Source organism: Mesorhizobium sp. B2-3-14 (assembly GCF_006442175.1).
Lineage (GTDB): Bacteria > Pseudomonadota > Alphaproteobacteria > Rhizobiales > Rhizobiaceae > Mesorhizobium > Mesorhizobium australicum.
The window spans coordinates 326,426-341,881 of record NZ_VFVP01000002.1 but is presented as its reverse complement, the minus strand read 5'-3'; the positions used below and the strand labels follow the sequence as shown (position 1 = coordinate 341,881).

The 15,456-nt window shown below is 64.5% G+C and carries 12 protein-coding genes; 9 read left to right on the top strand and 3 right to left on the bottom strand.

The annotated features are described in order from the left end of the window. Positions 1-9 precede the first annotated feature (9 nt). From FJ950_RS06300 to FJ950_RS06285, 4 genes are all read left to right on the top strand, one after another. Positions 10-306 (top strand): sarcosine oxidase subunit delta, encoded by a 297-nt coding sequence (locus tag FJ950_RS06300; protein WP_140615891.1) that lies wholly within the window; start codon positions 10-12, stop codon positions 304-306. After that, positions 303-3,296: a sarcosine oxidase subunit alpha gene (locus FJ950_RS06295; RefSeq protein ID WP_140615889.1), complete on the top strand. Its 2,994-nt coding sequence runs from the start codon at positions 303-305 to the stop codon at positions 3,294-3,296. Before FJ950_RS06300 ends, FJ950_RS06295 begins: the two co-directional genes overlap by 4 nt. Next, positions 3,289-3,876: a sarcosine oxidase subunit gamma gene (locus tag FJ950_RS06290; protein ID WP_140615887.1), complete on the top strand. Its 588-nt coding sequence runs from the start codon at positions 3,289-3,291 to the stop codon at positions 3,874-3,876. The genes FJ950_RS06295 and FJ950_RS06290 overlap by 8 nt, the downstream gene beginning before the upstream one ends. Before the next feature lie 160 nt (positions 3,877-4,036). Then, positions 4,037-5,479 carry an MFS transporter gene (locus FJ950_RS06285; protein WP_140615885.1) on the top strand — a complete coding sequence of 481 codons (1,443 nt, stop codon included), beginning with the start codon at positions 4,037-4,039 and terminating at the stop codon, positions 5,477-5,479. Positions 5,480-5,501: 22 nt separating this feature from the next. Here FJ950_RS06285 and FJ950_RS06280 read toward each other — a convergent pair whose 3' ends face one another. After that, positions 5,502-6,206 carry a nitroreductase gene (locus tag FJ950_RS06280; RefSeq protein WP_041163815.1) on the bottom strand — a complete coding sequence of 235 codons (705 nt, stop codon included), beginning with the start codon at positions 6,204-6,206 and terminating at the stop codon, positions 5,502-5,504. 225 nt (positions 6,207-6,431) lie between these two features. Here FJ950_RS06280 and FJ950_RS06275 point away from each other — a divergent pair, with 225 nt between their 5' ends. From FJ950_RS06275 to FJ950_RS06255, 5 genes are all read left to right on the top strand, one after another. Continuing rightward, a complete protein-coding gene (locus FJ950_RS06275; protein WP_023769828.1) occupies positions 6,432-6,974 on the top strand; it encodes an XRE family transcriptional regulator in 543 nt (180 codons plus the stop codon). A 70-nt stretch (positions 6,975-7,044) separates the two neighbouring features. Then, positions 7,045-9,498 carry an FAD-dependent oxidoreductase gene (locus FJ950_RS06270; protein WP_140615883.1) on the top strand — a complete coding sequence of 818 codons (2,454 nt, stop codon included), beginning with the start codon at positions 7,045-7,047 and terminating at the stop codon, positions 9,496-9,498. Further along, positions 9,495-10,400, top strand: coding sequence for a homocysteine S-methyltransferase family protein (locus FJ950_RS06265; protein WP_140615881.1), 906 nt, complete (start codon positions 9,495-9,497; stop codon positions 10,398-10,400). Before FJ950_RS06270 ends, FJ950_RS06265 begins: the two co-directional genes overlap by 4 nt. After that, complete coding sequence (locus FJ950_RS06260) at positions 10,393-11,574, top strand: pyridoxal phosphate-dependent aminotransferase (RefSeq protein WP_140615879.1); 1,182 nt, start codon at positions 10,393-10,395, stop codon at positions 11,572-11,574. Before FJ950_RS06265 ends, FJ950_RS06260 begins: the two co-directional genes overlap by 8 nt. Continuing rightward, positions 11,571-14,036: an FAD-dependent oxidoreductase gene (locus FJ950_RS06255; RefSeq protein ID WP_140615877.1), complete on the top strand. Its 2,466-nt coding sequence runs from the start codon at positions 11,571-11,573 to the stop codon at positions 14,034-14,036. The genes FJ950_RS06260 and FJ950_RS06255 overlap by 4 nt, the downstream gene beginning before the upstream one ends. 113 nt (positions 14,037-14,149) lie before the next feature. Here FJ950_RS06255 and FJ950_RS06250 read toward each other — a convergent pair whose 3' ends face one another. Together FJ950_RS06250 and FJ950_RS06245 are read right to left on the bottom strand one after the other, a co-directional pair. Continuing rightward, positions 14,150-14,737, bottom strand: a complete 588-nt coding sequence (locus tag FJ950_RS06250) for an NAD(P)H-dependent oxidoreductase (protein ID WP_140615875.1) — start codon at positions 14,735-14,737, stop codon at positions 14,150-14,152. Next, positions 14,737-15,318: an NAD(P)H-dependent oxidoreductase gene (locus FJ950_RS06245; protein WP_181171087.1), complete on the bottom strand. Its 582-nt coding sequence runs from the start codon at positions 15,316-15,318 to the stop codon at positions 14,737-14,739. The genes FJ950_RS06250 and FJ950_RS06245 overlap by 1 nt, the downstream gene beginning before the upstream one ends. Positions 15,319-15,456 lie beyond the last annotated feature (138 nt).

Genomic DNA, 15,456 nt, shown 5'->3' with positions numbered 1-15,456 from the left:
GAACATTCCGTGCTGATCACTTGCCCCTATTGCGGCCCGCGCGATGTCATCGAGTTCACCTATCAGGGTGACGGCAACCGCGAACGTCCCGACCCCGCCTCGCAGAATTTCGAGGCCTGGAATGCCTATGTCTACGACCGGCTGAACCCGGCCGGCGACCACAACGAGATCTGGCAGCATTCCGGCGGCTGCCGGGCTCACCTGAGGGTCGTGCGCAACACGCTGACGCATGAGATTTCCAGTGTCGCCTTCGCGCGTGGCGATCACAGCTCGGCCGCGCACCGCAAGGCGGAGGACAAGCCGTGAGCCCGCGCCGCACCGATACGGGCGGCCGCATAGACCGGCTGAAGACGATCCGCTTCACCTTCGACGGCGTTGCCTATACCGGGCATGGCGGCGACACGCTGGCGTCCGCGCTGCTGGCCAATGGCGTCACCCTTTTCGGGCGTTCTTTCAAATACCATCGGCCGCGCGGCCTGCTGAGCGCCGGCGTCGAGGAGCCCAACGCGCTGGTCACGGTGCTGAAGGGCGAGGTGCGCGAACCCAACATCCCGGCGACCATGGTCGAGATCCATGACGGGCTGGTCGCCGTCAGCCAGAACCGTTTCCCCTCGCTTGCCTTCGACATCCATGCCGTCAACCAGCTCGGCGGCAAACTGCTATCGGCTGGGTTTTACTACAAGACCTTCATGGGACCGGTTGTCGGCCCGCTGAAAGGCACGCGCTTCTGGATGTTCTGCGAGCATTTCATCCGCCGCGCCGCCGGCCTCGGCAGCGCCGGATCGGCAAAGGACCCGGCCCGCTACGAGCGCATGAACGCTTTTTGCGACGTGCTTGTGGTCGGCTCCGGACCGGCCGGCCTGATGGCCGCCAAGGCAGCCGCCGACCAGGGCGCCCGCGTCATCCTGGCCGATCTCGAGCCGCGTTTCGGCGGATCGGCCAACTGGTCCGGTGAAACCATCGATGGCGCACCCGCCGCTGATTGGGTGCGGCGCACCGTGGCCCAGCTTGAGGCGCGAGACAATGTCCGGCTTCTGCCGCGCACCACTGTCTGGGGCTACTACGACAACAATACGCTTGCCGCGCTCGAGCGGGTCAGCGACCACAAGGCGCAGCCCGCCAAGGGGGAGCCGCGCCATCGCTACTGGGCGATCCGCGCCGGATCCGTCGTGCTGGCCACCGGCGCCTTCGAAAGGCCGCTGGTGTTTCCCGGCAATGACCGGCCCGGCGTGATGCTGGCGCATGCGGCGGAGCGCTACGCCAACGAATTCGGCGTGCTGCCGGGGCAGCGGATCGTGCTGTTCACCAACAATGACAGCGCCTACCGCTCGGCGCTGGCGCTGAAGCAGGCGGGTGCAGCGATCGTTGCCATCGTCGACGTTCGCCCGCAGCCATCCGCCGAGATGGGCGCCCTGGCCGGCGAAGCTGAGGCGGAACTGCTTTCCGGCCATGCGGTTGTCGCCACGGAAGGCGGCAAAGCCTTGTCCGGCCTCAAGGTTCAGCGCTTCGACATGGTCGCGGGTACGCTGAGCGGCGATGCGCGCAGCATCCATGCCGACTGCCTGTTGATGTCCGGCGGCTGGTCGCCGACCATCCATCTGGCCAGCCAGGCCGGCGCCAAGGCTGAATGGAACGCTGCCCGGCAGGCCTTCCTGCCGCCCAAGCCGGCGCAAAGCTGGATCGGCGCAGGCGCTTTCACCGGCAGCTTTTCGACGGTAGAGGCGATCGCCGAGGGGCGCGCCGCAGGCCTTGCCGCGAGTGGCGGCACCGCCACGCCGACGGCGCTGCCCACTGTCGAGGCAGCTCCCGGAGATCCAGATCCCGCGCCTGTGTTCGAAATCAAGGGCAGCGGCAAGAGCTTCGTCGACTTCCAGCACGACGTCACGGCGGAGGATGTCCGCCTGGCGCATCGCGAAGGCTTCGTCTCGGTCGAGCACCTGAAGCGCTACACCACACTCGGCATGGCCACCGACCAGGGCAAGAGCTCCAACGTCCCCGGCCTTGCCATCATGGCGGAAGCGCTCGGCAAACCGATCCCGGAAGTCGGCACCACCCGTTTCCGGCCACCTTTCGCGCCGGTGTCGATCGGCTCGCTGGCAGCGGAGCGCTTCGGCGATCTCAAGCCCGAGCGGCTGACGCCGATGCATGACTGGCATGTCGACAATGGCGCGACCATGTACTCCGCCGGCCTCTGGTACCGGCCGATGATCTACGGGCTTTCGGGCGAAACCGTCGAACAGGCTTATGTGCGCGAAGCCAAGGCGACGCGCGAAAGCGCGGGCATCGTCGATGTCTCGACGCTGGGCAAGATCGCCGTGCAGGGTCCCGACGCCCCCGCATTCCTCGACCGTGTCTACACCAACATGTTCTCGACGCTCGCCGTCGGCAAGGCGCGCTACGGGCTGATGCTGCGCGAGGACGGCTTTGCCTTCGACGACGGCACCACATGGCGCCTGGGCGAACAGGATTTCCTGATGACCACCACCACGGCGAATGCCGGCAAGGTGATGCAGCATCTGGAATATTTCCTCGACGTGATCTGGCCGGAACTCAAGGTCCACGTCACCTCGGTGACCGACGAATGGGCGGGAGCCGCCATCGGCGGCCCGAAAGCGCGGCAGATTTTGGCAGCCTGCGTCACCGGCACTGCCGTGGACAACGCCACCTTGCCCTTGATGGGCATCGTGCACGGCGAGATCGCAGGCGTTCCGGTGATGATTTGCCGGCTTTCCTTCTCCGGCGAAATGGCCTTCGAAGTCTATTCCGGCGCCGGCCATGGCACCCATGTCTGGGAAGCACTGGTCGAGGCCGGTAAGCCGTTCGGGCTGGTCACCTACGGGCTCGAGGCGCTGGGCACGATGCGCATCGAGAAAGGCCATGTCACCGGCGCCGAGATTGATGGCCGCACCACCGCGCGAGACCTGCATCTCGACTGGATGCTGTCGAAGAAGAAGCCGTTCATCGGCTCCGCGATGATGGATCGGGAAGGTCTCGTCGCGTCCGAGCGGCTGGAACTGGTCGGCCTGATCGCGCTCGACAACCGGCCGCTCAATGGCGGCGCGCACATTGTCGAGGACGTCGACGAAGCCAATCCGCACGGCTCGATCGGGCACATCACCGCCTGCTGCTATTCGCCGGCGCTCGGCAAGCATATCGCGCTGGCGCTGGTCAAGGGCGGCAAGGCCAGGAACGGCACGCGTGCGCATGTCTCCGATCCCTTGCGCAACCGCTTCGGGCCCGTGGAGATCGTCTCCAACCACTTCTACGATCCGGAAGGGACCCGCATGCATGGCTGAGCGTCAATCGCCCCTCGAGCCGGAGTTCCATGTCGGCTCGCACGGCAATTTCGAACATGGCGTCGAGATCCTGCTCACCGAAACCAGGCTGGGCTCGATCGTGCAACTCGCGGCATGGCCAGGCGAGGAGAAGAAACTGATGGAGGCCATCCGCACCGTCACCGGGCTTGCTCTGCCCGATGGCGCCGGCGGCGGCTCGAGCGACGGCGTGAAAGCGGTATTCGGCTTCGCGCCGGGAAAATTCACGGTGACCGATGAAGCCGAAGGACTGGCCCTGGCGTTGACCAAGGCGGTAACGCCGGCGATCGGCACGGTGACGGACCTGTCGCATGGCCGCACCGCGATCCGCATTGCCGGGCCGAAAGCCGAATGGGTGCTGTCGAAATTCTTCGCCATCGACTTCGCCCTGCCTGCCTTTCCGGTCGGCGCCGGCCGCTCGACAACGCATCACGATGTCTTCGCCCAGATCCAGCGCACCGGCACCGACCAGTTCGACATCTATGTCTTTCGCTCCTTCGCGCGCTCGTTCTGGAAGGCGCTCTGCCACGCCAGCGAGGAAGTCGGTTACGAGGTGCAGTAGGCATGCGGTCTTAGAGCCGCGGCCTCTGGCCTCAATGCCGGCTGGTTCTGCCGCTAGAGAATCCTGCCGAAGGCGCCCAAGGTGGAAAACGTGGTCGTCCAACCGGCCCGAGGGGTGAAAATCCCGGTTTAGAGTCGGCATATTTGGTTCGAACATCCCCATGACCGCTGAACTATCCACCGGCGCCACCGATCGCGCCGATGTGCCGGCCAGAGCCCTGCTCCTGCTGCCGCTGACGGTCGCCTGCGGCGTGTTCATGACCAGCCTCGACCAGAATGTCGTGGTGACGGCGCTGCCGGGCATCAGCGAAAGCCTTGGCCGTCCGCCAAGCCAGCTTGGCCTGCTGATTACGGTCTACGTCGCCAGCCTGATCATCTCGATGCCGCTCGGCGGCTGGGCGGCCGACCGTTTCGGCCTGCGCAACGTCTATTGCTTTGCCTTGCTGGTATTTGCCGCTTCTTCGGCCATGTGCGGGCTCTCGAACGACCTCTGGATGCTGGTTAGTGCCCGCGCGCTGCAGGGCTTCGGCGGCGCGCTGATGGGAACGCTCGGCCAGGTCGTCATCCTGTCGACCTTCCCGCGCAGCCGGACCTTGAAGATCAACATGTACATCTCGCTGGCCGGCCAGTCCGGACCGCTGGTCGGTCCGCTCGTCGGCGGCGCGCTGACCACCTACATCTCCTGGCGCTGGATCTTCTTCATCAACGTGCCGTTCGCGCTCGCGGCCGCAATTCTTGCCGCCTCGCTGTTCCCGACAATGACCAAGCCGGTGCGCACGCGGTTCGATTTTCCAGGCTTTTTGCTGGTCGGCAGCGGCATGGTGCTGCTGGTCTTCGGCATGGACTCGCTGGCGGCGAAAGACGCCGCCGGCGGCATCATCGCGGCCGAGCTTGCGCTGGCGCTCATCATCCTGACGGCCGCCTCCCTCTACTGCCTGCGCGTGCGCAATCCGCTGCTCGATCTCAAGCTCCTGCGCATCCGCACCTTCCGCATCTCGTTTCTTACTGGCGGCGGCCTTGACACGATCGGTCTCAGCTCCGTCGTCTTCCTGCTGCCGCTGATGTTCCAGCTCGGCTTCGGCATGAGCGCGGTGCAGGCGGGATCGCTGACCTTCGTGGCGGCGGTCGGTTCGGTGGGTATGCGTATCTTCATGCCACGCCTCCTCAACCGTTTCGGTTTTCGCCGCGTGCTGGTCTTGAACACGCCCGTGGTTGCCGCCATGGTCGCGGGCTTCGCCTTGGTGCAGGCAACGACCCCGGTGTGGATCACGCTCACCTACATCTTCGTCTTCGGAGTCTTCCGCTCGGTGCAATGGGCCTCAACCGGCAACCTCGCCTATTCCGACATCGCGCCCGAACAGCTCGCCCGTTTCAGCGCGCTCTACTATATCCTGTGGCAACTGGCGGTCGCCATCAGCGTCGGGCTGGCGGCTGCGATGCTGTCGTTTCTCGCCGGCGGCGGGCCGGCCGTCGCCAGCGACTTCCGGATCCTGTTCGTGATCGAAGGCGTCATCACGCTCTGCGCGCTATCAGCCTATCTCAAGCTGACGCCGCAGGACGGCGCCCATGTCAGTGGCCACGGCGCGCACATGAATACGGAATAGCGGGCTTGCGCCGGACGGGAGCCTATTCGCTGAACGTCACCCATTCCTCGAGCGGCTCACGCTCGGTGCGGAAGGCGTTCTCGGGCTTGGAAGTGTCTTCATAGCCGAGCGCCATGCCGCAGACGACGATCTCCTCGTCGGGAATGCCGAGCACCGGCCGGATCTGCCGGTGATAGGGCGCGAAGGCCGCTTGCGGACAGGTATGCAGACCCCTGCCCCGCGCCGCGACCATGATGTTTTGCAGGAACATGCCGTAATCGATCCACGAACCCTGGTTAAGCCGACGGTCGATGGTGAAGATCATGCCGACCGGAGCGTCGAAAAAAACGAAGTTGCGGTCGTGCTGGGCGCGCATCTTGTCGACTTCCCTACGGCCTATGCCGAGCGCGCCATAGAGGCCGAACCCGTTGGCCCGGCGGCGGGTGAGATAAGGCTCGAAGAACTGGGTGGGATAATAGCGATATTCGTCCCAGTCGGCTTTTTCCGCGCGGATTCCGGAATTCATGATGGCATCCGTGATCCGCTGCTTGCTCCCGCCCTTGGTAACGTAGACGCGCCACGGCTGCATGTTGGTGCCGGAAGGAGCGCGCGCCGCAACAGTCAGTATGTCACGGATCGTCTCGTCGTCGATCATGTCGGGCAGAAATGCGCGCACCGAACGGCGCGACATGATCGCATCGTCGACGATTTCGGCGTCAACCGCGATTCGAGCCTTCTTTTCCAGCATGGGCCGTCCCTTAGCCGTGTTCTCGATCGGACGTCCCCACTCGCCGCTCGCGGCGGAGGCTTTGCATGAACCGTCAAAATCCTGCAAGCAAATCTTGAGCATTGGTGAAAATCTACTTGATTTTTTCATGAGCTTCATTTCTCATGAAATTCGCCTGAAAATTTTCATGAAGTGAGCGATTTGGCCTCCCCTACCGCACGAACATTGCAGGGACCTGGCGAACGAGTGCTGGCCGGCGACATCAGGGCGCTGCGCCGGGTGCGCGGGCTTACGCTGGCCGAGATCGCGCTGAAACTCGGCCGTTCGGTCGGCTGGGTAAGCCAGGTCGAGCGCGGCCTGTCGACGCCGTCGCTCAGCGATCTCAGGGCCTTCGCCGAGTTGTTCGGCGTGCCGATCAGCCTCTTCTTCAGCCATGACGTGCCCGTGGAAAGCGAGCGCGGCGTCGTGGTACGCGCGGGCAAGCGCCGCACGCTTGGCACCAGCGAATCCGGCCTCGTGGAGGAGCTTCTATCACCGGACCTCGGTGGTACCTTCGAGATGGTGCGGTCTGTCTTCGCGCCGGGCGCGGAGTTGAAGAACGAGGCCCGCCGGCCGACCGAGGAGGCCGGATACATCGCGTCCGGGCAGTTCGACATCGAGATTGCGGGCGTCTGGCACCGGCTTGGCGAAGGCGACTCCTTCCGCTTCGAAGGCAAGCCTTACCGCTGGCGCAATCCAGGCAGCGAACCGGCGGTTGTCATCTGGGTGGTGTCGCCACCGGTCTATTGATGCATGTCGCCGACGACATGCATCCATAAAGCAAAAGAAGCGCGGCGCGCTTGAAGATTGGGAGAAGAACATGGCGGGTTTGCCGAGCACGGCGCGCGTGGTGATCATCGGAGGTGGCGTTGTCGGCACCTCCTCGCTCTATCACCTGGCCAAGGCCGGCTGGACCGACTGCGTGCTCCTGGAAAAGAACGAGCTGACCTCCGGCTCGACCTGGCATGCGGCCGGCAATGTGCCCACCTTCTCCTCCTCCTGGTCGCTGATGAACATGCAGCGCTATTCGACCGAGCTCTATCGCGGCTTGGCCGACGCCGTCGACTATCCCATGAACTACCATGTCACCGGCTCGCTCAGGCTCGCCCACACAAAGGAACGCATCCAGGAATTCCAGCGCGCCAAGGGCATGGGCCGTTACCAAGGCATGGACATAGACGTGATCGGGCTCGACGAGATCAAGCGCCGCTACCCCTTCCTCGAAACGCATGAGTTGAAGGGCGCGCTGTACGATCCGAGCGACGGCGACATCGACCCGGCACAGCTGACGCAGGCGCTGGCCAAGGGCGCGCGCGACATGGGTGCGAAAATCATCCGGTTCTGCCCCGTGACAGGCGTGCGCCGCGAAAAGGACGAGTGGGTGGTCGAGACGCCCCAAGGCGATATCCGTTGCGAGATCGTCGTCAATGCAGCCGGCTACCGTGCCGCCGAAGTCGGCAGGATGTTCGGCCGCGAAGTGCCGATGATGGTGATGAGCCACCAGTACATTTTGTTCGAGGAAATCCCCGAACTCGCCGCCTGGTCGAAGGAACAGGGCAAGAAGCTGCCGCTGCTGCGCGACGTCGATACTTCCTATTATCTGCGCCAGGAAAAGGCGGGCATGAATCTCGGCCCCTATGAGCGCAATTGCCGCGCGCACTGGGCCACCCACAACGATCCCATGCCGGACGACTTTTCCTTCCAGCTCTTCCCCGACGACCTCGACCGGCTGGAACATTATCTGGCCGACGCCGTCGCCCGTGTGCCGATCCTTGGCACCGCCGGCCTCTCCAAGGTCATCAACGGCCCGATCCCTTATGCGCCGGATGGCAATCCGCTGATCGGGCCGATGCCCGGCGTTCCCAACGCCTTCGAGGCTTGCGTCTTCACTTTCGGCATCGCCCAGGGCGGCGGTGCCGGCAAGGTGCTGGCCGAATGGGTGACGCAAGGCCAGACCGAATGGGACATGTGGTCGTGCGATCCGCGCCGCTTCACCTCCTTTGCTTCCGCGCCGGACTATTGCGTGGCCAAGGGCATGGAGATCTATGGCAACGAATACGCCATCCAGTTCCCGCGCCATGCCTGGCCGGAAGGACGTGACAGGAAACTGTCGCCGATCCACGATCGCATCAAGGCGCTGGGTGCCCGTTTCGACGCCTACAATGGCTGGGAACGCGCCACCTGGTACGCGCGGGACGGCGACGACGTCTCCGAGGAAGCCACGCTGACCTTCCGCCGCGACGGGCCTTGGCAGCAGCGCGTGCGCGAAGAGTGCCTGGCTGTCCGCGACGCCGCCGGCATCCTCGACCTGCCCGGCTTCTCGCGCTTCAATCTCGAAGGCCCTGGTGCCGCCGAATGGCTGAGCGCGCAGGTGACCGGCCTGGTGCCGAAACCCGGCCGCATCGGCCTCGTCTATTTCTCCGATGACAAGGGCCGCATCGTCACCGAAATGTCGGTGGTGCGCCATGGCGAGGAGTCCATGATGCTGATCACCGCGGCGGTGGCACAGTGGCATGACTTCGAATGGCTGAAATCGCACATGCCCGGGGATGCGCCGTTCAAGCTGATCGACCGGACGGAAGAATTCTCCACGCAGATCCTGGCCGGCCCCAACTCGCGAAAAATCCTTGCCGACGTCTGTGACGCCGACCTGACCTTGCCTTGGCTGACGCATCAGGAAACCAGGATTGCCGGGCGCTGGGCCAGGCTGGTCCGCGTCTCCTTCGCCGGCGAGCTCGGCTGGGAGATCCACACCAGGGTCGACGACACTGCCGCGATCTTCGATGCGATCTGCGCTGCCGGGCAGAATCATGGGCTGAAGCCGTTTGGCATGTACGCGCTGGATTCGCTGCGGCTCGAAAAAGGCTACCGCACCTGGAAGGGCGACCTGTCGACCGACTATTCGATCCTGCAAGGCGGTCTGGAGCGCTTCGTCAAATGGGAGAAGCCCGATTTCCGCGGCAAGGCGGCCCTCCAGAACGAAAAACAGCAAGGCGTGAAGAAGCGCTTCGTCACGCTGGTGGTCGAAGATCCCGGCGACTGCGACGCACCTTACATGTCGACGCTCTGGCATGACGGCCAGATCGTCGGCGAGACGACGTCGGGGGGCTGGGGCCATCGCGTCGACAAGTCGATCGCGCTCGGCATGCTGCGCGCCGACCTGACCGAACCCGGCACATCAGTTGAGGTCGAGATCTTCGGCGACCGCTTCAAGGCGATCGTGCAACAGGACGAGCCCTTGTGGGATCCCAGGAACGAAAGACTGCGCGCATGAAGAACGTTATCCTCACCGATGGCGGCATGGGCCAGGAGCTGGTGCGGCGCAGCCAGTCCGAGCCGACGCCGCTGTGGTCGGCCAGGGTGCTGATCGACGAACCGGACCTTGTGCGCGGCCTGCATGCCGAATTCATCCGCGCCGGCGCCCGCGTCATCACCATCAACACCTATTCGGCGACGCCCGAACGCCTGGCGCGCGAAGGCGCGGAAGACCTGTTCAAGCCATTGCAGAAGCGTGGCATCGAGCTCGCCAGGCAAGCGTGTGACGAGGCCGGCGATGCGGCGATCGCCGGCTGCCTGTCGCCGCTCTTCGGCAGCTACGCGCCGGCGCTGACGATCTCCTACCAGGAGACGCTCGACATCTACCGCCGCATCGTCGCCGAGCAGGTGGACGGTGTCGACCTGTTCCTTTGCGAGACCATGGCGTCGTCGGAGGAAGCGCGCGCGGCGGTCACCGCCGCATCGGAAAGCGGCAAGCCTGTCTGGGTGTCATGGACGCTGGCCGATCACGGCACGCCGCGCCTGCGCAGCGGCGAGACGATTGCGTCGGCGGCCGATGCGCTCGGAAATCTGCCGGTGGCGGCGCGGCTGCTCAACTGCTGCCGCCCGGAAGCGATCGCGGCGGCCTTGCCTGAACTGATCGAACTCGGCGGCCCGGTCGGTGCCTATGCCAATGGCTTCACGTCCACCGAAGCGCTCAAGCATGGCGGCACGGTGGATGTACTGCATGCCCGCCACGACCTCGGTCCGGATGCCTACGCCGACCAGGCCGTCGGCTGGGTGGAAGCGGGTGCGGACATCGTCGGCGGTTGCTGCGAGGTCGGTCCTGCCCATATCGCCGCCTTGCGCGACCGGCTGCAACAAGACGGCTACGCGATCTCGGGAGTCTCACATGCCTAAACCATCATCGCGCATCACCGGCATTGTTCCATCGGGCAAGGACGGCTGGGAAGTTCATTTCGCCGCCTGGGCCCGCAAGGAAGCCGGCGAGGACATTATCATGCTGTCGGTCGGCGACCACGATTTCGACACGCCGTCGGAGACGATCGAAGCCTGCGTTGCGGCGGTTCGCGGCAGCAACCATCACTACACGCCGCTGCCCGGCCTGCCGCGCCTGCGCAAGGCGATGGCGGCGGCCTCCAGCGCCTGCACCGGTGTCGAGACGACGCCGGAAGAGGTCATCGCCACGCCGGGCGGCCAAGCAGCACTTTACGCGGCCGTGCAGGCCGTTCTCGACCCGGGCGACCACGCCATCGTGGTTGCCCCCTACTATGCCACCTATCCCAACACCTTCAGTGCCGCCGGTGCCAGCTTCACCGTCGTCGAGACACCGGCCGAGGATGGGTTCCAACCGCGCGCGGACATGATCCGTGCGGCACTCAAGCCCAACACGCGCGCCATACTGATCAACACGCCGAACAACCCGACCGGTGCCGTCTATTCGCGCGAGCGGCTGGAACAGCTGGCCGAAATCTGCCGCGAGCACGATCTCTGGCTGCTGTCCGATGAGGTCTACTGGACGCTGGGCGGCGGCGAGAATGTCTCGCCGCGCTCGCTGCCCGGCATGGCCGAGCGCACGCTGGTGATCAATTCGATGTCCAAGAGCCACGGCATGACCGGCTGGCGCATGGGCTGGCTGACCGGTCCGGAAAAAATGATCACGCTGCTGATCAATCTCAACCTGGTGACGACCTACGGCCTGCCGGCCTTCATCTCCATCGCTTGCACCGAGGCGCTGGAGCAGCACCATGGCGTCAAGGACATCGCCGAACGCTATGCGGCGCGCCGCACCGTTCTGCTCGATGCCGTGCGCGGCATGAACGATGTCACCGTGCGCGGTTCCGAAGGCGGCATGTATGTCATGCTCGACATATCTGATGTCGAACCCGACGACGAGAAATTCGCCTTCGCCTTCCTCGACAAGGAGAAGGTCGGCGTCATGCCGGGCTCGAGTTTCGGCGAAGCCGCCGCCGGCCATATCAGAATCAGCCTGTGCCAGCCCGAACCCGTGCTCAGGGAAGCAGCCGCCCGGCTGCGCCGTTTCGTTTCCAGCTACCGTCGTGAGGCCGCATGACCGCGAGGAGCCTTCCCACGAAAGCCATCCCCACCAAGGCAAGGGCCGTCATCATCGGTGGCGGCGTCTCCGGCTGCTCGGTGGCCTACCACCTGGCCAAGCTTGGCTGGACCGACATCGTGCTTCTGGAGCGCAAGCAACTGACCTCGGGCACGACATGGCACGCCGCAGGGCTGATCGGACAGTTGCGCGGCTCGCAGAACATGACCCGGCTGGCGAAATATTCGGCCGATCTCTACGTCAAGCTGGAAGCCGAGACCGAGGTCGGCACCGGCATGCGCCAGGTCGGCTCGATCACCGTGGCGCTGACCGAAGAGCGCAAGCACGAGATCTACCGGCAGGCGTCGCTCGCCCGCGCCTTCGACGTCGACGTGCGCGAGATTTCTCCCAATGAGGTCAAGGAGATGTACCCGCATCTCAATGTCTCCGACGTGGTCGGCGCCGTGCATCTGCCGCTCGACGGCCAGTGCGACCCGGCCAACATCGCCATGGCGCTGGCCAAGGGTGCGCGCCAACGTGGCGCCACCATCGCGGAGAATGTGAAGGTCACCAAGGTCCATACGAAAAATGGCCGCGTCTCCGGCGTGTCCTGGGCGCAAGGCGAAGGCCAGGGCACGATCGAGACCGATATCGTTATCAACTGCGCCGGCATGTGGGCGCGCGATCTCGGCGCCCAGAACGGCGTGAACATCCCGCTGCACGCCTGCGAGCACTTTTATTTGGTCACCGAGCCGATCCCCGGCCTTGGCCGCCTGCCAGTGCTGCGCGTGCCGGACGAGTGCGCCTACTACAAGGAAGACGCCGGCAAGATGATGCTCGGTGCCTTCGAGCCGGTGGCCAAGCCATGGGGCATGGACGGCATCCGCGAGGATTTCTGCTTCGACCAGTTGCCGGAGGACATGGACCATTTCGAACCGATCCTCGAAATGGGCGTTAGCCGCATGCCGATGCTGGCGACCGCCGGCATCCACACTTTCTTCAACGGGCCTGAAAGTTTCACCCCTGACGACCGCTATTATCTCGGCGAAGCGCCGGAGTTGCGCGGCTACTGGATGGCGACCGGCTACAATTCGATCGGCATCGTCTCGTCGGGCGGCGCCGGCATGGCGCTGGCGCAGTGGATCAACGATGGCGAAGCCCCGTTCGACCTGTGGGAAGTCGACATCCGCCGCACTCAACCCTTCCAGAAGAACCGCCGCTATCTCAAGGAACGCGTCTCCGAAACGCTCGGCCTGCTTTATGCCGACCATTTCCCCTATCGCCAGATGGCAACCTCGCGTGGTGTGCGCCGCTCGCCCCTGCACGAGCATCTGAAGGCGCGCGGCGCCGTGTTCGGCGAAGTCGCCGGCTGGGAGCGTGCCAACTGGTTCGCCCGCGAAGGCCAGGAGCGCGAATATCGCTATTCCTGGAAGCGGCAGAACTGGTTTGATAACCAGCGCGAGGAGCATCTGGCGGTCCGCGACAAGGTCGGCCTGTTCGACATGACGTCGTTCGGCAAGATCCGCGTCGAGGGCCGCGACGCCTGCACCTTCCTGCAAAGACTCTGCGCCAACGACATGGACGTGGCGCCGGGCAAGATCGTCTACACGCAAATGCTCAACCAGCGCGGCGGCATAGAGAGCGACCTCACCGTGTCGCGGCTTTCGGATACGGCCTATTTCCTCGTCGTGCCGGGCGCCACGCTGCAGCGCGACCTCGCCTGGCTGCGGCGGCACGTCGGCGACCAGTTCGTCATCATCACGGACGTAACCGCCGCTGAAAGCGTGCTCTGCGTGATGGGCCCGGATGCGCGCAAACTGATCCAGAAGGTCAGCCCCAACGACTTCTCCAACGAGAACAATCCATTTGGCACATTCCAGGAGATCGAAATCGGCATGGGTCTCGCCCGGGCGCACCGCGTCACCTATGTCGGTGAGCTCGGCTGGGAGCTTTACGTCTCGACCGAACAGGCCGCCCATGTGTTCGAGGCCATTGATGAGGCCGGTGCCGATGTCGGGCTAAAGCTCTGTGGACTGCATACGCTCGATTCCTGCCGCATAGAAAAGGCTTTCCGCCATTTCGGACACGACATCACCGATGAGGACAATGTGCTGGAGGCGGGCCTCGGCTTCGCGGTGAAGACGGCCAAGGGCGATTTCATCGGCCGCGATGCCGTGCTGAAGAAGAAGGAGGCCGGATTGGACCGCCGCCTGGTCCAGTTCCGCCTCAAGAACCCGCAGCCCCTGCTCTTCCATAACGAAGCGATCCTGCGCGATGGCAAGATCATCGGTCCGATCACTTCGGGCAATTACGGCCACCATCTCGGCGGAGCGATCGGGCTGGGCTATGTGCCGTGCCAAGGGCAGGGCGAGGCGGATGTGCTTGCCTCGACTTATGAAATCGAGATCGCCGGCGAACGGTTTGCGGCTGAGGCATCGCTGAAACCGATGTACGATCCGAAATCGGAACGGACGAGGATGTAGCGGCCTTTCCTTCTCCCCGTTCACGGGAAGAAGGTGGCCCGAAGGGCCGGATGAGGGGCGGCGCCGACGGTTGGCAAGGCCAGCGCTGCCCCTCATCTGCCTGCCGGCATCTTTCAAAACCGCTCCAACTTCGCCCGCACCTTGACCAGAAACGCCGCTCGCGTCTTCGGCGTCGAGGCGTCCATCAAATAATGCGCCAGGAAGAACGTCTTGCAGCGCCTGGCGCACAGCGCCCGCATGCCGCGCAGCAAGGTCTTGCGCCCGGGCTGGCCGACGACGACGCTCCACCAGGTCGGCGCGCCGCAAGTGGTGATGACGCCGACCTTGGTGACATGCGTCATCAGCGACTTGATCCCTCCCCTGCCCGCCGGCAGCTTGAAGGCGACATCGGTCGCCCACACCCGGTCGAGCCAGCCCTTCAGCATCGCCGGCAGCCCGTACCACCAGGTCGGGTAGACGAACAGGATCGCCTCGGCCCAGTTGAGCAGTTCGAAATGCGGTTTCAGCGCCGGATCCTGCGGCGCCTGACTATTGTAAGTACGCCGCTCCTCGCAGCTCATCACTGGATCGAACTTTGCGGCGTAGAGGTCGAGCAGCCGCACGTCCCAGCCTCGCCGCGTCAGCACATCCACGGCGGTGTCGCGAATGGCGGCGCAAAAGCTCTCCGGCACCGGATGGCAATAGACGACAAGGGCACGCATCAGAATGCATCCATGCTGGCCGCGACCTTCGCCGTGAAGGACTTTCGGGTTTCATCGGTCGACAGGTTCATCGAATAATGCGCGAGGTAGGTCACCGGAGCACCCGGCTTTACCGTGGCGCGCAGCATGCGCTTGATCAGTTTTCGCGGCGGGTCGCCCATCAGAAAGGCGCGGAACCGGCTGCCGCCATAGGTGGTGACCGCCGCGACCTTTCTTATGTTGTGCAGCGACGGCTCCACCTTGCCGTCGACCAGCTTGAACGACACGCCCGGCAGGAAGACGCGATCGAAAAACCCTTTCAGGATCGCCGGGAAACCGTAATTCCAGACCGGATAGGAAAGCACCAGCGCATCGGCCCGCAACAGGCGCTCGACGTATGGCGCCGCAGGATCCGCGGGACCGCGCTGATTGTGATAGTCCAACCGTTCCTGGCGCGTCAGCCGCGGATCGAATTCTTCGGCATAGAGATCGCAATCGTCGACCACGTGACCCGCCGCCGTCAGCCGCTCGACGATCGTCCCGTGCAGCCCGGCATTGAAGCTGGTCTCGACCGGATGAGCGTAGAGGACGAGGATTTTCACGGGAGGATATTCCGCAGGTCGGCGCGAGGCACCCCCCTCTGGCCTGCCAGCCATCTCCCCCGCAAGGGGGGAGATTGGCAGCTTAAACGCTGCCGCCAACCTGCCACGCTGACAATTGGCGAAAGCAATGAGGCAGTC

Coding starts and splice junctions, on each gene's coding strand:
- FJ950_RS06290 (WP_140615887.1), top strand. CDS start 3,289: ATGGCTGAGCGTCAATCGCCCCTCGAGCCGGAGTTCCATGTCGGCTCG.
- FJ950_RS06250 (WP_140615875.1), bottom strand. CDS start 14,737: ATGCGTGCCCTTGTCGTCTATTGCCATCCGGTGCCGGAGAGCTTTTGC.
- FJ950_RS06285 (WP_140615885.1), top strand. CDS start 4,037: ATGACCGCTGAACTATCCACCGGCGCCACCGATCGCGCCGATGTGCCG.
- FJ950_RS06270 (WP_140615883.1), top strand. CDS start 7,045: ATGGCGGGTTTGCCGAGCACGGCGCGCGTGGTGATCATCGGAGGTGGC.
- FJ950_RS06265 (WP_140615881.1), top strand. CDS start 9,495: ATGAAGAACGTTATCCTCACCGATGGCGGCATGGGCCAGGAGCTGGTG.
- FJ950_RS06255 (WP_140615877.1), top strand. CDS start 11,571: ATGACCGCGAGGAGCCTTCCCACGAAAGCCATCCCCACCAAGGCAAGG.
- FJ950_RS06260 (WP_140615879.1), top strand. CDS start 10,393: ATGCCTAAACCATCATCGCGCATCACCGGCATTGTTCCATCGGGCAAG.
- FJ950_RS06280 (WP_041163815.1), bottom strand. CDS start 6,206: ATGCTGGAAAAGAAGGCTCGAATCGCGGTTGACGCCGAAATCGTCGAC.